This is a genomic window from Comamonas koreensis (assembly GCF_021026195.1).
GTDB lineage: Bacteria > Pseudomonadota > Gammaproteobacteria > Burkholderiales > Burkholderiaceae_C > Comamonas > Comamonas koreensis.
The window spans coordinates 74195-89427 of record NZ_JAJNCT010000025.1 but is presented as its reverse complement, the minus strand read 5'-3'; the positions used below and the strand labels follow the sequence as shown (position 1 = coordinate 89427).

The 15233-nt window shown below is 63.4% G+C and carries 13 protein-coding genes; 9 read left to right on the top strand and 4 right to left on the bottom strand.

Annotation, left to right across the window (positions count from 1 at the left end):
* The first annotated feature begins 41 nt into the window (after positions 1 to 41).
* Positions 42 to 3653 (top strand): pilus assembly protein, encoded by a 3612-nt coding sequence (locus LPW39_RS18305; RefSeq protein ID WP_230778522.1) that lies wholly within the window; start codon positions 42 to 44, stop codon positions 3651 to 3653.
* A gap of 12 nt (positions 3654 to 3665) precedes the next feature.
* Positions 3666 to 4088 (top strand): type IV pilin protein, encoded by a 423-nt coding sequence (locus LPW39_RS18300; RefSeq protein WP_330166623.1) that lies wholly within the window; start codon positions 3666 to 3668, stop codon positions 4086 to 4088.
* A gap of 93 nt (positions 4089 to 4181) precedes the next feature.
* Here the strand turns inward: LPW39_RS18300 and rpe are convergent, their stop codons facing one another.
* The gene (rpe, locus tag LPW39_RS18295) at positions 4182 to 4862 is read right to left on the bottom strand and encodes a ribulose-phosphate 3-epimerase (protein WP_230778521.1); all 681 of its coding nucleotides are present in this window, start codon (positions 4860 to 4862) and stop codon (positions 4182 to 4184) included.
* 50 nt (positions 4863 to 4912) lie between these two features.
* On the opposite strand from rpe, the gene apaG reads away from it, so the two are divergent.
* The 6 genes from apaG (at position 4913) to LPW39_RS18265 (ending at position 9897) form a co-directional block, all read left to right on the top strand.
* Positions 4913 to 5323 carry a Co2+/Mg2+ efflux protein ApaG gene (gene apaG / locus LPW39_RS18290; protein WP_230778520.1) on the top strand — a complete coding sequence of 137 codons (411 nt, stop codon included), beginning with the start codon at positions 4913 to 4915 and terminating at the stop codon, positions 5321 to 5323.
* Complete coding sequence (locus LPW39_RS18285; RefSeq protein WP_230778519.1) at positions 5323 to 7416, top strand: site-specific recombinase; 2094 nt, start codon at positions 5323 to 5325, stop codon at positions 7414 to 7416. Before apaG ends, LPW39_RS18285 begins: the two co-directional genes overlap by 1 nt.
* Before the next feature lies 1 nt (position 7417).
* Positions 7418 to 8401, top strand: a complete 984-nt coding sequence (gene thiL / locus LPW39_RS18280; protein ID WP_230778518.1) for a thiamine-phosphate kinase — start codon at positions 7418 to 7420, stop codon at positions 8399 to 8401.
* Between the two features lie 57 nt (positions 8402 to 8458).
* Entirely contained in the window at positions 8459 to 9004 is a 546-nt protein-coding gene (locus LPW39_RS18275) for a phosphatidylglycerophosphatase A family protein (protein ID WP_407928872.1), read from the top strand.
* On the top strand, positions 9001 to 9528 hold the full coding sequence (locus LPW39_RS18270) for a CinA family protein (RefSeq protein WP_269075877.1): 528 nt from the start codon (positions 9001 to 9003) through the stop codon (positions 9526 to 9528). Before LPW39_RS18275 ends, LPW39_RS18270 begins: the two co-directional genes overlap by 4 nt.
* Positions 9529 to 9660: 132 nt before the next feature.
* Complete coding sequence (locus tag LPW39_RS18265) at positions 9661 to 9897, top strand: glycine zipper domain-containing protein (protein WP_027010612.1); 237 nt, start codon at positions 9661 to 9663, stop codon at positions 9895 to 9897.
* A 41-nt stretch (positions 9898 to 9938) separates the two neighbouring features.
* On the opposite strand, the gene LPW39_RS18260 is transcribed toward LPW39_RS18265, so the two are convergent.
* The 3 genes from LPW39_RS18260 to LPW39_RS18250 form a co-directional block, all read right to left on the bottom strand.
* Positions 9939 to 11024, bottom strand: coding sequence for a TFIIB-type zinc ribbon-containing protein (locus tag LPW39_RS18260; RefSeq protein WP_269075882.1), 1086 nt, complete (start codon positions 11022 to 11024; stop codon positions 9939 to 9941).
* 164 nt (positions 11025 to 11188) lie between these two features.
* Entirely contained in the window at positions 11189 to 12286 is a 1098-nt protein-coding gene (locus tag LPW39_RS18255) for an SPFH and helix-turn-helix domain-containing protein (protein WP_230778516.1), read from the bottom strand.
* A 139-nt stretch (positions 12287 to 12425) separates the two neighbouring features.
* Complete coding sequence (locus tag LPW39_RS18250; protein WP_230778513.1) at positions 12426 to 13235, bottom strand: UPF0149 family protein; 810 nt, start codon at positions 13233 to 13235, stop codon at positions 12426 to 12428.
* A 215-nt stretch (positions 13236 to 13450) separates the two neighbouring features.
* Between LPW39_RS18250 and LPW39_RS18245 the strand changes: the two genes are divergently transcribed.
* On the top strand, positions 13451 to 15172 hold the full coding sequence (locus tag LPW39_RS18245; protein ID WP_230778512.1) for an FMN-binding glutamate synthase family protein: 1722 nt from the start codon (positions 13451 to 13453) through the stop codon (positions 15170 to 15172).
* Positions 15173 to 15233 lie beyond the last annotated feature (61 nt).

The following is a 15233-nucleotide window of genomic DNA, read 5'->3' as shown; positions in this document are numbered from 1 at the left end:
CTGGCTGAAACCAACTATTCGCACTATCGACAGGAGGCGCTGTGGCCCACAACAACACCCCCCATTTCCGCAAACATCTGCTGGCGCTTGCTGCATGCGCAGCACTGGCATCGCACAGCAGCTGGGCGCTGGAATTGGCCAGCGGGCCACCTGGCACCAAGGAGCCCTATGTGGCGCCCAATATCATCATCTCTATCGATGACTCGGGCAGTATGCAATACCGGCTGGATCGGGAAAACCAATCAGGCGCCAGCAATACGCAGGTGCCCAATGCTGATGGTTCCTGGCCCGTGTCCGCCCGGCGTATCAATGTGCTCAAGTACGCCCTTATCGGAAATGGCGGAAGTGGCGGCGTGCTGCGCGATACGTCCCTGCTACCTGACGGCAAGGTTCGCATGTCCTGGCAGGCCATGTGGAACAACGGCAATGCTTCTGGGGCTGACAGTGTCGACAGCACTACGATGAAGACCAATTCCATGCGAGTGCTGAATACCAACCACCGCAACAACCTGATCAGTTTTGTCAACGGGCTGAGCGCCGTGAACGGCACGCCATCGCACAAGATGTTTTCTCAGGCAGACAGTTACATGCGGCGTCCTCTGGCTACCAATAGCCCCTGGGCGTCTGTACCCGGCACGACAGGATCGCCTTACCTTGCATGCCGACGCAGCTACCACATCATCATGACCGATGGCCGCTGGAACAGCGGCGCCTCTAAGCCCAGCCAGACAGACAATGCGACCAACCTGACCCTGCCAGACGGCACCGTCTACGGCGGCACCACTGCGGCAGCACGCGCCAAAAGTGCACTTTACCGCGACGCGTTTGAGAACACGCTCGCTGACTGGGCTTTCTACAGCTGGGCCGTGCCGCCACACACCTCTGGCTGGACAGGCACCATGCAGCCTACAGCCGATTACCGCAAGGCGCCCGCCACCGAGACATTCACTAATGGCACCACCACTGCCACCCTGGACCGGTACTGGAACCCCCGTTACAACCCCGCCACCTGGCCTCACATGGTGACCTACACCATTGGATTCAGTGCGCTTTCCTACACCTGGAAGCAGAACTACAGCGACGCCAAGTACAACATCAGCGCTTCGTCCAGCATGGTGCCTTTTGGCTATGACGGCAGCTTCCCCAACCTCGTCAACGGCACTAAAACATGGCCAGACATGAACGGCGGGGGGGAAGAGGTTCGTGCGCTGGACCTGTGGCACTCGGCCATCAATGGCCGAGGCCGCTTCTATGCAGTGGAAAAGGGCGAAGACCTGGAAAAGGCCTTCCGCGAAATTTTTGGCCAGATCAATACCCAAACTGATGCCGATCTGACCTCCTCTGTCAGCAGTGGCTCAAACGCGGCGCGTTACGATGTGGCCACCTTCACTGCAGGCTACCAGCCCGACTCCAGCTGGAAGGGCTATGTGGCGGCCAGAACGGTGAGCAAGAGCGGCACCAGCACACCAGCCTGGGAAAACAGAACGACTGCCGACCTTCTCGATGCACTGCCCAGCGTGACAAACCGCTTGATTCTGGGTTGGAGCGACCAGTGGGTCACCAAGACCAGCACGACATCAGGTGACAAGGGTGGTATCCAGTTCAAGTGGGCCAGCGACCAGACCTATCTGAGCACCGCACAGAAGGCCAAGATCGGGCTGGCCAGTGCCACACCCATCGCCACCAGCGGCGAGAGCATTGTGAACTTTATCCGAGGTGATCGCACGTTGGAAGGCTCGGACACTACCGGCTATACCACCGCCAGGCCGTTCCGCGAGCGCAAGAGCCGCCAGGGGGATATTATCAACTCCGGCGTCTGGTACACAGGCGCTCCGTCTGGCACGTATGCGCTGCAAGGCTACAGCAGCTTCGTGCAAGCACAGAAAAATCGCGTACCCATGGTGTACGTAGGCGGCAATGATGGCATGCTGCACGGCTTCTCGGCGGCCGATGGATCGGAGAAGCTGGCGTACATTCCCAATGGCGCTTTGACATCGCTCAAGAACCTGGCCAGCTCGGGCTATACCCACCAATACTTTGTCGATGGCTCACCGATGACGGGTGATGTGGAGCTCGGAGGCGTCAGGGAAACCACGCCCGGCAACCAGGCGTATATTGCAGACTGGCGCACCCTACTGGTGGGCACGATGGGAGCCGGCGGCAAAGGCTACTTTGTACTGGATGTGACCAATCCAGCAGCCGGCAGCACCTCCAGCGCACCCAGCTTTGCAGCAGCCAATGCCAACACCTTGGTACGCCTGGACCGTACCCGCGGCGTGGCTGACCCTCTGGATTGCACAGCATTGACCGGAGCGCAACGCACCGCGTGCATTGCCACCGCAGAAGAAGACCGCGACATTGGCCACATCACTGCCAAGCCGGTGATGGATGAAACGGACTTCCTGCGCACCACACAAATCACCCGCATGAACAACGGCCGCTGGGCAGCGGTAATGGGCAATGGCTACAACAGCACCAACCAGCGCCCGGTCTTGCTGATCCAGTACCTGGACAAAGGCCAGGAGCTGGTTCGCATTCCAGTGACAACCGCCACCGCCGGCACCGGCAATGCCAATGACAATGGCCTGTCAGCGCCACGCTTGATCGACCTGAACGGTGATGGTCGCATCGACATCGCCTATGCGGGAGACAACCTTGGCAATATCTGGAAATTCGACCTGACCAGCGATGTTGCCAGCGAATGGAACGTCGCCTTCAGCGGCACTCCTCTGTTCACCGCGCGTGGCCCCTCGGCCCTCAGTTCTTCGTCCCGAACCAATGTCCAGCCCATCACCGTGGCACCCACAGCACGCGCCAATGACCGGGTCAAGGAAGTGACGCAGTCCGATGGCACGAAGAAAACCGTGCCTGTGGGCGGCATGATGGTCGCCTTTGGCACCGGTCGCAATGTCAGCCGCAATGACCCCAGCGATGTGCTGGTCCAAAGCATCTATTCCGTGCTGGACAACACGCGCTATCGTGTCAGAAAGACGGAAGGCTCCAGCCAATGGCTGGAAGTGCATCCCGGCAAGGCTTGCACCTCCTCTGCACCTGCGGAATGTCTGGCAGTACCTGCGCCTGCCGCCTTGGGTACAGGCGTGGCCACCGCTGGGCTGGCCAAGCGGGAAATTGCCGAGCTGACCATTGCTGGTGGCGTAGGCGGACGAGTCGATGAAGTGGACACGCTGGACAAGACCACATGGGGAACCACCTACAACGGCTGGTACATCGACCTGCCGGCCGTGGGCGAGCGTGCGCTCAAAAATCTGGAGCTGTATGACAACACCAACATCCTGGTCGCCTACACCCAGGTGCCGGCCAAGGGTCTGGATGTGGATGTCAACCGCGAGAGCTGTGATTCCACCTCGGTGGACACGGAGCGCCAGTACCGCACCATGCTCAATATCATGGATGGCAAAAAGCCCAGCATCCAACTGATCAACCTGGGCAGCAATACCTCCTTCGGCGCGACGGAAAACGGTAATGCATCGCGCTCGCAGGTCGACAAGGGATCGCACTCCCAAGTGGCTGCATCCGAGACCCAGATGCTGGATATCAGCACCTGTACCGGCGATCGGTGCATCAACAATATGGAAGCGCTGCTGCGCATGCCCGAGCAAACCCTGCGACCCAGTTGGCGCCAGCTGCATTAAGAAAGATCCGCCATGACACGAAAACACCTGAAGAAACAGCTTGGCTTCACGCTGATCGAATTGATGATTGTGGTGGCTATAGTCGGCATCCTGACCGCGATCGCGCTACCGAGCTACAACGAGTACATCCTTCGCGGTCATCGTGCAGATGCCCGTGCCACATTGCTGCAAACGGCTCAGTGGATGGAGCGTGCTGCCACAGCCAATGGCACGTATCCCACCAGTTTGCCCGACAGCATGAGAAGCATGGCTTCCGGGCGTTACGCGATCAGCCTCGACTCCGATGGCGCAACTTTCACGCTAACTGCAACAGCCCAGAATGCGCAGGCTAACGACAAATGCGGCAACTACACGTTGACCAATACCGGCCTGCAGGGCGCCAAAGGAAAAACCGAAGGCGCCTCAGATTACGATAGCAGCTGTTGGAACAAATAATTTAGCACCAGACTTCAGCGAAGTCTGCATCAAAAAAGGCTCCGGCAACCCATTGCCGGAGCCTTTTTATCGCCCATCCTCAGGGCAACACCATCATCCCAGTGCCACCCGCATCTGGTCGATCACGGCCTTGTAATCGGGCTTGCCAAAAATCGCGCTGCCGGCCACAAAGGTGTCGGCACCCGCATCCGCCACGCGGCGGATATTGGTTTCCTTGATGCCGCCGTCGACTTCCAGGCGAATGTCCTTGCCGCTGGCATCGATGCGCTTGCGGGTGGCTTCGATCTTGCGCAGGGTCGAATCGATAAAGCTCTGGCCGCCAAAACCGGGGTTGACGCTCATCAGCAAGATCAGGTCGATGTCCTCGATCACCCAGTCCAGGACATCCAGCGGCATCGCGGGATTGAATACCAGACCGGCCTTGCAGCCCTGTGACTTGATCGCCTGGATGCTGCGGTGCACGTGGGCCGAAGCATCGGGGTGGAAGCTGATATAGTCGGCGCCTGCCTGCGCAAAGGCGGCGGCCAGCTCATCCACCGGCTGCACCATCAGGTGCACATCGATAGGCGCCGGCGTGCCATCGGGCTTGATGGCATGGGGCTTCAAGGCCGCGCACACCATGGGGCCGAAGGTCAGATTGGGGACGTAGTGGTTGTCCATCACGTCAAAATGTATCCAGTCCGCGCCAGCGGCCAGTACGTTGCGCACTTCATCGCCCAGGCGGGCAAAGTCTGCAGACAGGATCGAGGGGGCAATTCGGTAGGTGGAGCTCATCCCTCTATTGTCGCAGTTAGTATTTCTACCTGACTTCAATCCAGTTTCACATGCCAAAGTTCCAGTTTGAGGTGTCGGTGACACCGCAGTACCTGCCTGAGCAGTCCATGCCCGAGGCCGGCGTGTTTCACTTTATCTATAGCATCATCATCCGAAACAGTGGTGATGTGCCTGCGCAGCTGATTGCACGGCACTGGATCATCAAGGATGCGACTGGATTGGTCCAGGAGGTCAAGGGACTGGGCGTGGTGGGCCACCAGCCGCTGCTCGCACCCGGCGAATCCTTTGAGTACCAAAGCCAGTGCCGCCTGGCCACACCCCAGGGCAGCATGGAAGGCAGCTATCTGTGCATCAGCGACGAGGCACACACTTTTGACTGCCCGATCCCGCGTTTCGTGCTCGATGCGACCCAGTACCCCGCCCAAGACGACGACCTGGCGCAAGGACGAGTGCTGCACTGATGTTTCGCAAGAAAAAGCAAGCCCCCCTGCCCCAGCTGCTGGCGGGTCTCAACCCTGATGCACCGCTGGCCGAGCGCAACCTCTGGATCATTGAAATCTTCGCCTGGATCCGCGGCCAGCAGAACTCGGTCGATGCGGCCATTGCCCGCGTCAGCCAGTTGCTGGACGCCATCGATGGCGATGCCGCACTGCGAGAAAAAGTGCAGCGCTGGTGGGCCGTGCAGCTGCAGACCATCGACCTGACCGCGCTGCTGGCGGACTTTGGGTTTGCGCCCCGCACCGCGTTCTTCAACGAGATGGCAGAGCGCCTGCGCTGGAAACTGCTGCCCTCCACCCCCGAGACCATCGACGCCACCGTGTTGTTCTCGATGGCGCTGCACACGCCCTTCGATGCCCAGTGGCTCAAGGCCATGGACAAGCCCTTGCTGGAGCGCATCGCCCAGCTGCTGTCGCCCGGCTTTGTGTCGCTGGAGGTGATGGTTGTCCCCACCCAGATCGCGCAGAGCGATGTCGATGCCGGCAGCATTGCCGGGCTGGAGCACTACGGCAACCGCCTCTCGCCCTGGCAGCATCTGGTGCTCAATGCGATCACCTATTGCGCGGGCCAGATTCTGGCGGCCGGCTTTGCACCGGAGCTGCGCCTGCGCATGAGCGGCAGCGCCAAGAACACCCAGCCCTTCTACAGCCTGATCAGCGGTGTGGAAGAGCTGCGCCGCGCGATGCTGCACCACAGTCCCAAGGCTGCCGATGTGCTGGAGGCCGAAGAGAGCGTGCGCCGCAGCCTGGACGAATGCCGCACTGCCGTAGCGTCGATCTACGAGCATTTTGAGGACAACGGCGTGTCGGTCGGCGTCGTGTTCCGGCTGCGCCAGCTGCGCATGCGCATCCTGCGCGTGCGCGAGCTGCTCGACTGCCTTCTGTCGGCCAACCCCAAGGTCATCACCGCCAAGCTGCTGGCGCACCTGGTGGCCGTCGGCCTGGAGCGGCAGAGCATCCGCGCGCTGATCTCGTCCAACTCGTCCCTGCTGGCCTCCAAGGTGGCCGAGCGCAGCGCCGAGACTGGCGAGCACTACATCACCCGCGACAAGCGCGAATACGCGCAGATGGCGCGCAAGGCGGCCGGCGGCGGCCTGGTGATGGCTTTCACCACCTTGATCAAGTTCTCGCTGCACGCGATTGCCATCTCCGCGTTTTGGGCGGGATTCCTGGCAGGCATCAACTACGCGATCAGCTTTGTGCTGATCCAGCTGCTGCACTTCACCGTCGCCACCAAGCAGCCAGCGATGACCGCCCCTGCGATGGCCGCCAAGCTCAAGGAATCGGGCGATACCGAGGCAGGCATTGCGTCGTTTGTCGACGAGGTCAGCTACCTGGTGCGCTCCCAGGTGGCCGCCGTGCTGGGCAATGTGTTCACCGTCTTCCCGATGGTGTTGCTGCTGACCTGGGGCTGGGCCCGCGCCACCGGCGCGCCCTTTATCGACCAGCACGAGGCCGAGCAGACCTTGAAGTCGCTCAGCCTCTGGGGGCCTTCGGTGTTCTATGCGGCCTTCACCGGGGTGCTGCTGTTCTCCTCCAGCATCATCGCCGGCTGGACCGAGAACTGGTTCGTGTTGCACCACATGGACTCGGCGATCCGCTACAACCCGCGCATCACGCGCTTTCTGGGCAAGGCGCGGGCCGCACGCTGGGCGGCCTTCATGCGCCGCAATATCTCCGGCTTTGCCTCGAACATTTCGCTGGGGTTCATGCTGGGTCTGATCCCCGTGGTGGCCCAGTTCTTTGGCCTGCCGCTCGATATCCGCCATGTGACCCTGGCCGCCGGCCAGATCGCCGCAGCCGCCACCAGCATGGGCCTGGAGGTGCTGCATTTCCACGGCTTCTGGCTCTGCGTGGCGGCGCTGCCGCTGCTGGGCGGCTTCAACATCCTGGTCAGCTTCTACCTCGCATTCCGCCTGGCCTTGCGCGCGCAAAACGTCAGCAATGTCGAGCGCTCGCACATCTACAAGGCGCTAATCAAGCGAGTGCTGACGCGGCCGCTGAGCTTTTTGCTGCCGCTGCGCCTGAGCCGCCACTCCCCACCTGGAGAGCACTGACATGGCCCAGGGCGAGTTCGCGTTGATTGCGCAGTATTTCCAACGCCCGGTGCGGCGGGCCGTGCTTGGCGTCGGCGACGACTGCGCGCTGCTCGCGCCGCAGCCTGGCATGCAGCTGGCCATCTCCAGCGACATGCTGGTGCAGGGCCGCCACTTCTTTGCCGATGTGGACCCGCGCACGCTCGGCCACAAGGCGCTGGCCGTCAACCTCAGCGACCTGGCCGCCAGTGGCGCGCAGCCGCTGGCTTTTACGTTGGCGTTGGCCCTGCCCGCTGTCGATGCGCCCTGGCTGCAAGGCTTCTCTGAAGGCATGTTCGCCCTGGCCGATGCCCATGGCTGCGAGCTGGTCGGCGGCGACACCACCCAGGGCCCGCTGAACATATGCATCACCGTGTTTGGCGAGGTGCCGGCCGGCCAGGCGCTGCTGCGCAGCGGCGCCCAGCCCGGCGATGACATCTATGTCAGCGGCCACCTGGGCGATGCCCGCCTGGCGCTCAAAGCCTTGCTGGGCCACGTGCAACTGCCAGCCGCCGCCTTGGCCGCTGCTCGCCAGCGGTTGGAAAGCCCTAGCCCGCGCGTCGCCCTGGGCACCGCGCTGCGAGGAATTGCCAGCAGCGCGCTGGATTTGAGCGATGGCCTGGTGGGCGACCTGGGCCATATCCTGCAAGCCAGCGCGGTGGGTGCAGAGCTGCAGGCCGACCAGGTGCTGGCCTGCATGGCGGCGACGGCAGGCAGCTCCGCCACGGCGCTCCCTCTGCCCATCGACTTGCAACTGCAGTGCTGCTTGGCAGGCGGCGATGACTACGAGCTCTGCTTTACCGCCGCCGCAGACCGGCGCGGCGCCGTACAGCAGGCCAGCCTGGCAGCGAACACACCGGTGCAGCGCATCGGCCGCATCACCGCTGAACCAGGCCTGCGTGTGCGCGATGCGCAGGGCCAGGCCATGGCGCAGCGCTGGGCCTCGTTTGACCACTTCGCATCCTGAGCCAGCCAGGTCGGCCGCCACTGCACAGCAGCGGCCTGCAGGCTTATGATGGCGGGCATGAGCGACACGCCGTTTTCCACCCCCGCGCCCAGTGCCGCAGCGCCCCCCCGCCGCGCCAACTGGTCCTTTATGCTGCGCAATCCCCTGCACTGGATGGCGCTGGGCTTTGGCTCCGGCCTGAGCCCCATTGCACCGGGCACAGTGGGCACCCTCTGGGCCTGGGTCGCCTACCTGGTGCTGCAGCTGTGGCTCACGCCGGCGGCGATTGGCTGGGTCATTGCAGCATCGCTGGTACTGGGCTGGTGGGCCTGCACGGCCACCGCGCGCAACCTGGGCGTGGCCGATCCCGGCGCCATCGTCTGGGACGAGATCATCGCCTTCTGGCTCATTCTGTGGCTGGTCATGCCCACAGGCTTTTGGGGCCAGTTGACGGCCTTTGTGCTGTTCCGCTTTTTCGATGCCGTCAAACCCCAGCCGGTACGCTGGGCAGACCGCTGCTTCAAAGGCTTTGGCTGGGGCGGCGGATGGGGCATCATCTGGGACGATCTGGTCGCCGCCTTCTGCACCTTGCTTGTCATCGCGATAGGGAGACATCTGCTATGAACGCCACCGCCGCCTTGCTGACCAAAGATGGGCCGCCCATCCCCGAAGCCGTCGCCCAGTTGGCCCAGCACCTGGGCCAACGGGGCTGGATGATGGCCACTGCCGAAAGCTGCACCGGCGGCCTGATTGCCGGTGCCTGCACCGAGCGGCCCGGTTCCAGCCAATGGCTGGACTGCGGTTTTGTCACCTACTCCAACCGTGCCAAATCCGCGATGCTGGATGTGCCCGCAGCGCTGATTGCCGCCCACGGCGCCGTCAGCGAGCCGGTGGCCCGCGCGATGGCCCAGGGTGCGATTGCCCAGTCCCAGGCCCAGGTCAGCGTGGCCGTTACCGGCGTGGCCGGGCCCGATGGCGGCAGCGCCAGCAAGCCGGTAGGCACCGTCTGGTTTGGCTGGCAGGTCGCTGGCCAGCTGCACAGCGAAGTGCAGCGTTTTGAAGGCGACCGCCACGCCATCCGCCAGGCCACCGTGCAGCATGCACTGCGCCGCCTGCTGGCGCTGGTGCAGGCCGCGCCGGCGCAGTAAGCGCCGTCCGACACCCAAACTTTGACTTCGCCGATGTGGTGAACGGCCGCTGTGCGCGACACTGCAAGCACAGCAATCCGGTTTGCAGCACTCTTCTGACTGACAGCCGATGCGAACAAGAGGAGAACTCCGATGAAACGACTTGCCATCACCACTGCTTCCATCGTTCTGGCGCTGAGCGGCCTGACCGCCTGCTCCAGCAACCCCACCAATGCCCAGATCGGTACCGGCGTCGGCGCCGTAGCCGGTGGTGTGCTGGGTGATGCCGTGTTCGGCTCGACCCTGGGCACCATTGGCGGTGCAGCAGCCGGTGCCTATTTTGGTAACCAGGTCGGTGACAACATGGACGGCAACCGCCGCCGCCGTTAAGCGCTGAGGAACAGGGGTTTCAACCCCTGCATCCGGCCGTCTTAACGGCTGGCTGCCATCAGCAGCACCAGTACCAACAGCACCGCCAGCGCGGTGAACAGAATTTTTACCCAGCTATAGGGTTGCTCACCGGCCAACTGGCCGGTGTAGCCGTTGGCCAGAATCTGGTAGCTCTTGCTGCCATAGGTGTAGCCCACCAGCCAGACGGGCACCAGCACATGCTTGAAGCTGCGGCCCTGGTACTGCCGCTGCACCTGCAGATTGCGGTAGGTGTCGCCCGGTACTTGGCGTGCGCACAGTGCCTGTACCTGCTGGTCCATATCCCCCTCGTTGATCGTCGCAGCCCGGTTCAGATCGACTTGGTAGCGCTCCACCGTCCAGCCGCGCACAAACTCGGGCGAATAGGGCTTCAGATCGGTCCGGGTCGGAAATGGCTCGACCTTCTGCAGCAGCCCCTGGTGCACCCCGACCGTGCCCGCCACCAGCTCATCGTCAAAGAAATGCTGCAGGCTGCCCGATGCCGGCTCCCAGCGCACATGGCGTACCTGGCGCGTGCTGATGTTGCCATTGGCATCGCGGTACTGCTCGGTGGTGTAGTAGTAAAACCCGGCATCGGCGCGCCACTGGGCCTGCACATGGGCATCAAAGGTCCAGTACGGCAGGTAGATGCCTTTGAGCGTATCGGTCAGCGCCGCGTTCTTGAACTTGTTGGGGGCAAACCAGCGGCTGCCATACCATTTGCGGATCAGGTCGCGCACCTGCCCGTCGCTGATCTTGAACGGCAGCAGGCTCTGCGGCGTGATCGCATCATTGCGCTCTTCATGCGCCTGGATCGCAGGGGAGCCGCAAAAGTCGCAGCGTGATGCCACCCGCCCATCAACAAACACCGAAATCGCCCGGCAGTTCTGGCACTGGTACTCGCGCCGCGCCTCGCCCCAGCCGCGCCCGCTGGCGGGGTTGGCCAGCGCAGCTGCCAAGTCCTGCTCCACAATCTCGCCGTCCAGCTGCTTTTGCTGCTCCTCGGTCCAGGGCACTACGGTGCCGCAGTAGGGGCATTTGAGCGACTGGGCCTTGGCATTCCATTCCAGATTACCGCCGCATTCGGGGCAGACATGCTTGGCCACCATCGAGGTCGGCGGTGGCGCAAAGGGATCGGTGGCGGGTGGGGGTGAATTCACGGTCCAACTCAGCGTCGGCGCACAGCAGGTCTGCGCCACGGGTTCTCAAAATGGGGACACACAGACGCGCATGCACCGGCCAAGACGGCGGTGCATGCGCGAGCAGCGCAGATTTATCCGCGCAGGAATTCGTTCAGCGATTCCTGCGAAATGCGCCAGGCGCTGCCAATCTTGCGGCCCTTGAGCGCGCCCGATTCCAGCTCGGCCACGACGTCCTGCACCGTCACGCCCAGTGCCTGCGCGGCCTGCTCGGGGGTCAGCACCTGCACGCCGCCGGCAGCCGGGGCTGCAGGCGCAGCTTGCGCCGCCTGTGCTGCCGCTGGCGAGAACGGGTCGGCTGCAGCCGCCCCCGAAGGCTGCTGCATGCCCTTCATCATCTCCTGCGCCATGCCAAAGCCCATCGCCATCGTCGCCGGGATGGTGGCCGCTGCTGCGCCTTCGCCGCCATTGGCCATCGCCTGGCCCATCTGGTACTTCACATAGTCGTTCAGATTGCCGATCGCGCTCATCGACGAGCGCTTGTCGATCGCCTGCTCCACCTCCGGCGGCACCGAGACGTTCTCCAGCAGGAAGCTGGTGATCTCCAGACCGTACTTTTCGGTGACGGCCGGGTTGATCAGCTGCAGCAGCGCGTCGCCCATCTCGGTGTAGCGCTGGGCCACATCGAGCACGGGCACCTGGGCCTTGGCCAGCGCTTCGCTGAAGATGCTGACAATGCGCGAGCGCATCGTGTCGGCAAACTCATCGAGGCGGAAGTTCTGGTCCGTGCCCGCCACTTCCTTGAGGAACTTGGCCGGCTGCACGATGCGGAAGTCATAGGTGCCGAAGGCGCGCAGGCGCACGACGCCAAAGTCCTTGTCGCGCATCATCACCGGGTTGGAGGTGCCCCACTTGTTGCCGGTAAACAGGCGCGTGTTGATGTAGTACACATCGCACTTGAACGGCGAGTTGAAGCCGTACTTCCAGCCGCGCAGGGTCGACAGAATCGGGATGTTCTGCGTCGTCAGCTGGTGGCGGCCGGGGCCGAACAGGTCGGCAAACTGGCCTTCGGAGACAAACTGCACCTGCTGCGATTCGCGCACGATCAGCTGGGCGCCGTTCTTGATTTCCTTGTCCTCATCGGGCCAGCGGTACGACAAGGTATCGCGCGAGTCATCGGTCCACTCGATGATCTCGATCAGTTGCTTGGTGATGATGTTCATGAGGTTCATCGGAGATCCTTGGCCAAAAGAGATGAAAACCAGGCCATTCTAGAGCCACTGCCCGCCTGGGGCGATGACGATCTGCGGCCGGATGGCAAAACAGCCGCAAAAGCGGCTGTTTGTCAGAGGGAAGGCTTAAAGCGCGCGATCAAGCACCGCAGCACTTCTTGTACTTCTTGCCGCTGCCGCAGGAGCAGGGGTCGTTGCGGCCGGGCACTTCGCCCTTGACGATGGTGGCTTGGCGCGGGCCCATGCTCCTCCAGATCTGGCGCAGGTCATACACCGCCCAGATCGCCTCGCCAAAGGTCTCCACGCGCTCCTGGCTGGTGCTGGCGGGGCCGTTTTCGTCATACATGCAGACGGTGGGGGTGCCGGTGTCGTCCTCGGTCAGCGCCACCACCGATTCCAGCGCATCGTTCAGCCAGCGGGCGGCTTCCTTGTCGCGCGGTGCGGTCCACTCGTCGGCCCAGTTTTCGACGACGAACATGAAGCCCAGCGCCCAGACCTGGCCAAAGGATGGAATCTCCTGGCCGTCCAGGTCCTGGCGCTCTTCCTCGGGCAGGCTGGCAATCGCGCCGCGCATGTCCATGGCATCAGGCTGGAAGGTGCCGTCATCTTCCAGGCTCTTCACATCGGCGTCGAGCTGGGCGGTCACCTCGTTCCAGCGGATCTGCCACAGCTCCAGAAAGCGGTCCTGCTGGGCCCGGTCCTGGAAGGCCGGCAGCTGCGGCAGCTGGCCGTCGGCATCACGCTCGATCAGCTCGCCATCGCCCACCAGCATCGGCAGGTACTCTTCGACCGGCACCGCGCGGCGCGTGCAGACCAGCGCGGTGAGTGCGCCGTCCGCAAACTCCCACTGCGGGATCTCTTCGGCGCGTGTGCGCATGTCTTCCAGGATCTGGTCGATCTCGGTCAACTGGTCGTCATTCAATCCATCGGGGATCTGGGGCTGGGTCATCGGAGCTCTCTCAATAGGGGGCCGCGCAGCTCAAAGCCCTGCGTGCTTGCAATGCCACCAGCGCCCCCTATGATGGGTCTGGTTTTGTAACAACATTGCAATGGCAGACGGCCGCTGCGCCAGGCAGGGCCTGCAGTGTAGCGCCACCGAGGCGCCTGTGCTGCAGCCCGGGATTTGCGCGCCAGCCCGGCCGGCCTGACCTGCACCGACTCCCGATGAACCAGCTCCACAAGATTTTTCCCGTCCGCTACACCGTCATGGTGCTGTGCATGCTGTTGCTGCTGGCCGGCATCATTGCGCTGGCACTGCATGGCAGCCCCTGGTGGTGGCTGGCCGTGCTGGCCGGCGCCGCGCTCACCCTGCTGGGTCTGCGCGACCGGCGCCAGACGCGCCACGCCATCCTGCGTAACTACCCGGTCATCGGCCATATGCGCTTTTTCCTGGAATTCATCCGCCCGGAAATGCGCCAGTACTTCATCGAAAGCGATACCGAGGCGCTGCCCTTCTCGCGTGCCCAGCGCTCGCTGGTCTACCAGCGCGCCAAGGGAGACCCGGACAACCGCCCTTTCGGCACCCTGATGGATGTGGGCGCACGCGGCTATGAATGGGTCAACCACTCGATGGCACCCACACGGCTGGATGGCCATGATTTCCGCGTCTGGATTGGCGGCTCGCCCGATGCGCCCTCGCAGTCGGTGGCGCCCTGCACCCAGCCCTACCATGCCAGCGTGTTCAACATCTCGGCGATGAGCTTTGGCGCGCTGTCGGCCAATGCCATCCTGGCGCTGAACAAGGGCGCGCAGATTGGCGGCTTTGCCCATGACACCGGCGAAGGCTCGATCAGCCAGCACCACCGCGTGCATGGTGGCGATCTGATCTGGGAAGTCGCCTCGGGCTATTTCGGCTGCCGCAACGATGACGGCAGCTTCAGCGAAGAGCGCTACATCGCCAACGCCACCCAGCCCCAGGTCAAGATGATCGAGCTCAAACTCAGCCAGGGTGCCAAGCCCGGCCATGGCGGTGTGCTGCCGGGCGCCAAGGTCACCCCCGAGATCGCCGCAGCGCGCGGCATACCGGTCGGTATCGACTGCATCTCGCCGGCCCGGCACAGCGCCTTCTCCACGCCCGAGGAGATGATGCATTTCATCGCCCGGCTGCGCCAGCTCTCGGACGGCAAGCCCACCGGCTTCAAGTTCTGCCTGGGCCACCCCTGGGAATGGTTTGCGATTGTCAAGGCCATGCTCAAGACCGGCATCACACCGGACTTCATCGTCGTCGACGGTGCCGAAGGCGGCACCGGCGCAGCGCCGGTCGAGTTCACCGACCACGTCGGCGTGCCGCTGCAAGAAGGCCTGCTGCTGGTGCACAACACCTTGATCGGTGTGAACCTGCGCGACCGCATCAAGCTGGGCGCTGCCGGCAAGGTCATCACCGCCTTTGACATCACCCGCATGATGGCGCTGGGCGCCGACTGGTGCAATGCCGGCCGGGGCTTCATGATGGCGCTGGGCTGCATCCAGGCGCAGACCTGCCACACCGGCAACTGCCCCACCGGCGTGACCACGCAGGATGGCGTGCGCCAGCAGGCCCTGGTCGTGCCCGACAAGGCCACGCGCGTGGCCCAGTTCCACAAGAGCACCTTGCATGCGCTGCAGGAGCTGGTGCAGGCCGCCGGCCTGCGCCACCCCTGCGAGCTCAATGCCCACCACATCGTGCGCCGCATCAGCGACACCGAGGTGCGCCTGCTGTCCAACCTGCTGCTGCAGGTGCGGCCTGGCGCGCTGCTCGACGATCTGGCGCACCAGCATGACGTCTTCTGCACCTACTGGCCGTTGGCCAGCGCCGAGAGCTTCCAGCCGCTGGCGCAGCCCCATGTCAAACCGTCGGCGCCGGCCGACCACCACGACATGGTGCCCCAGGCGGCAGGCGGGCGCTGAGCGGGAAGCGATAATGCAAGGTTTTTACTGTTGCTGGAGTGGCCGCTGCGGCGTGCGCCCC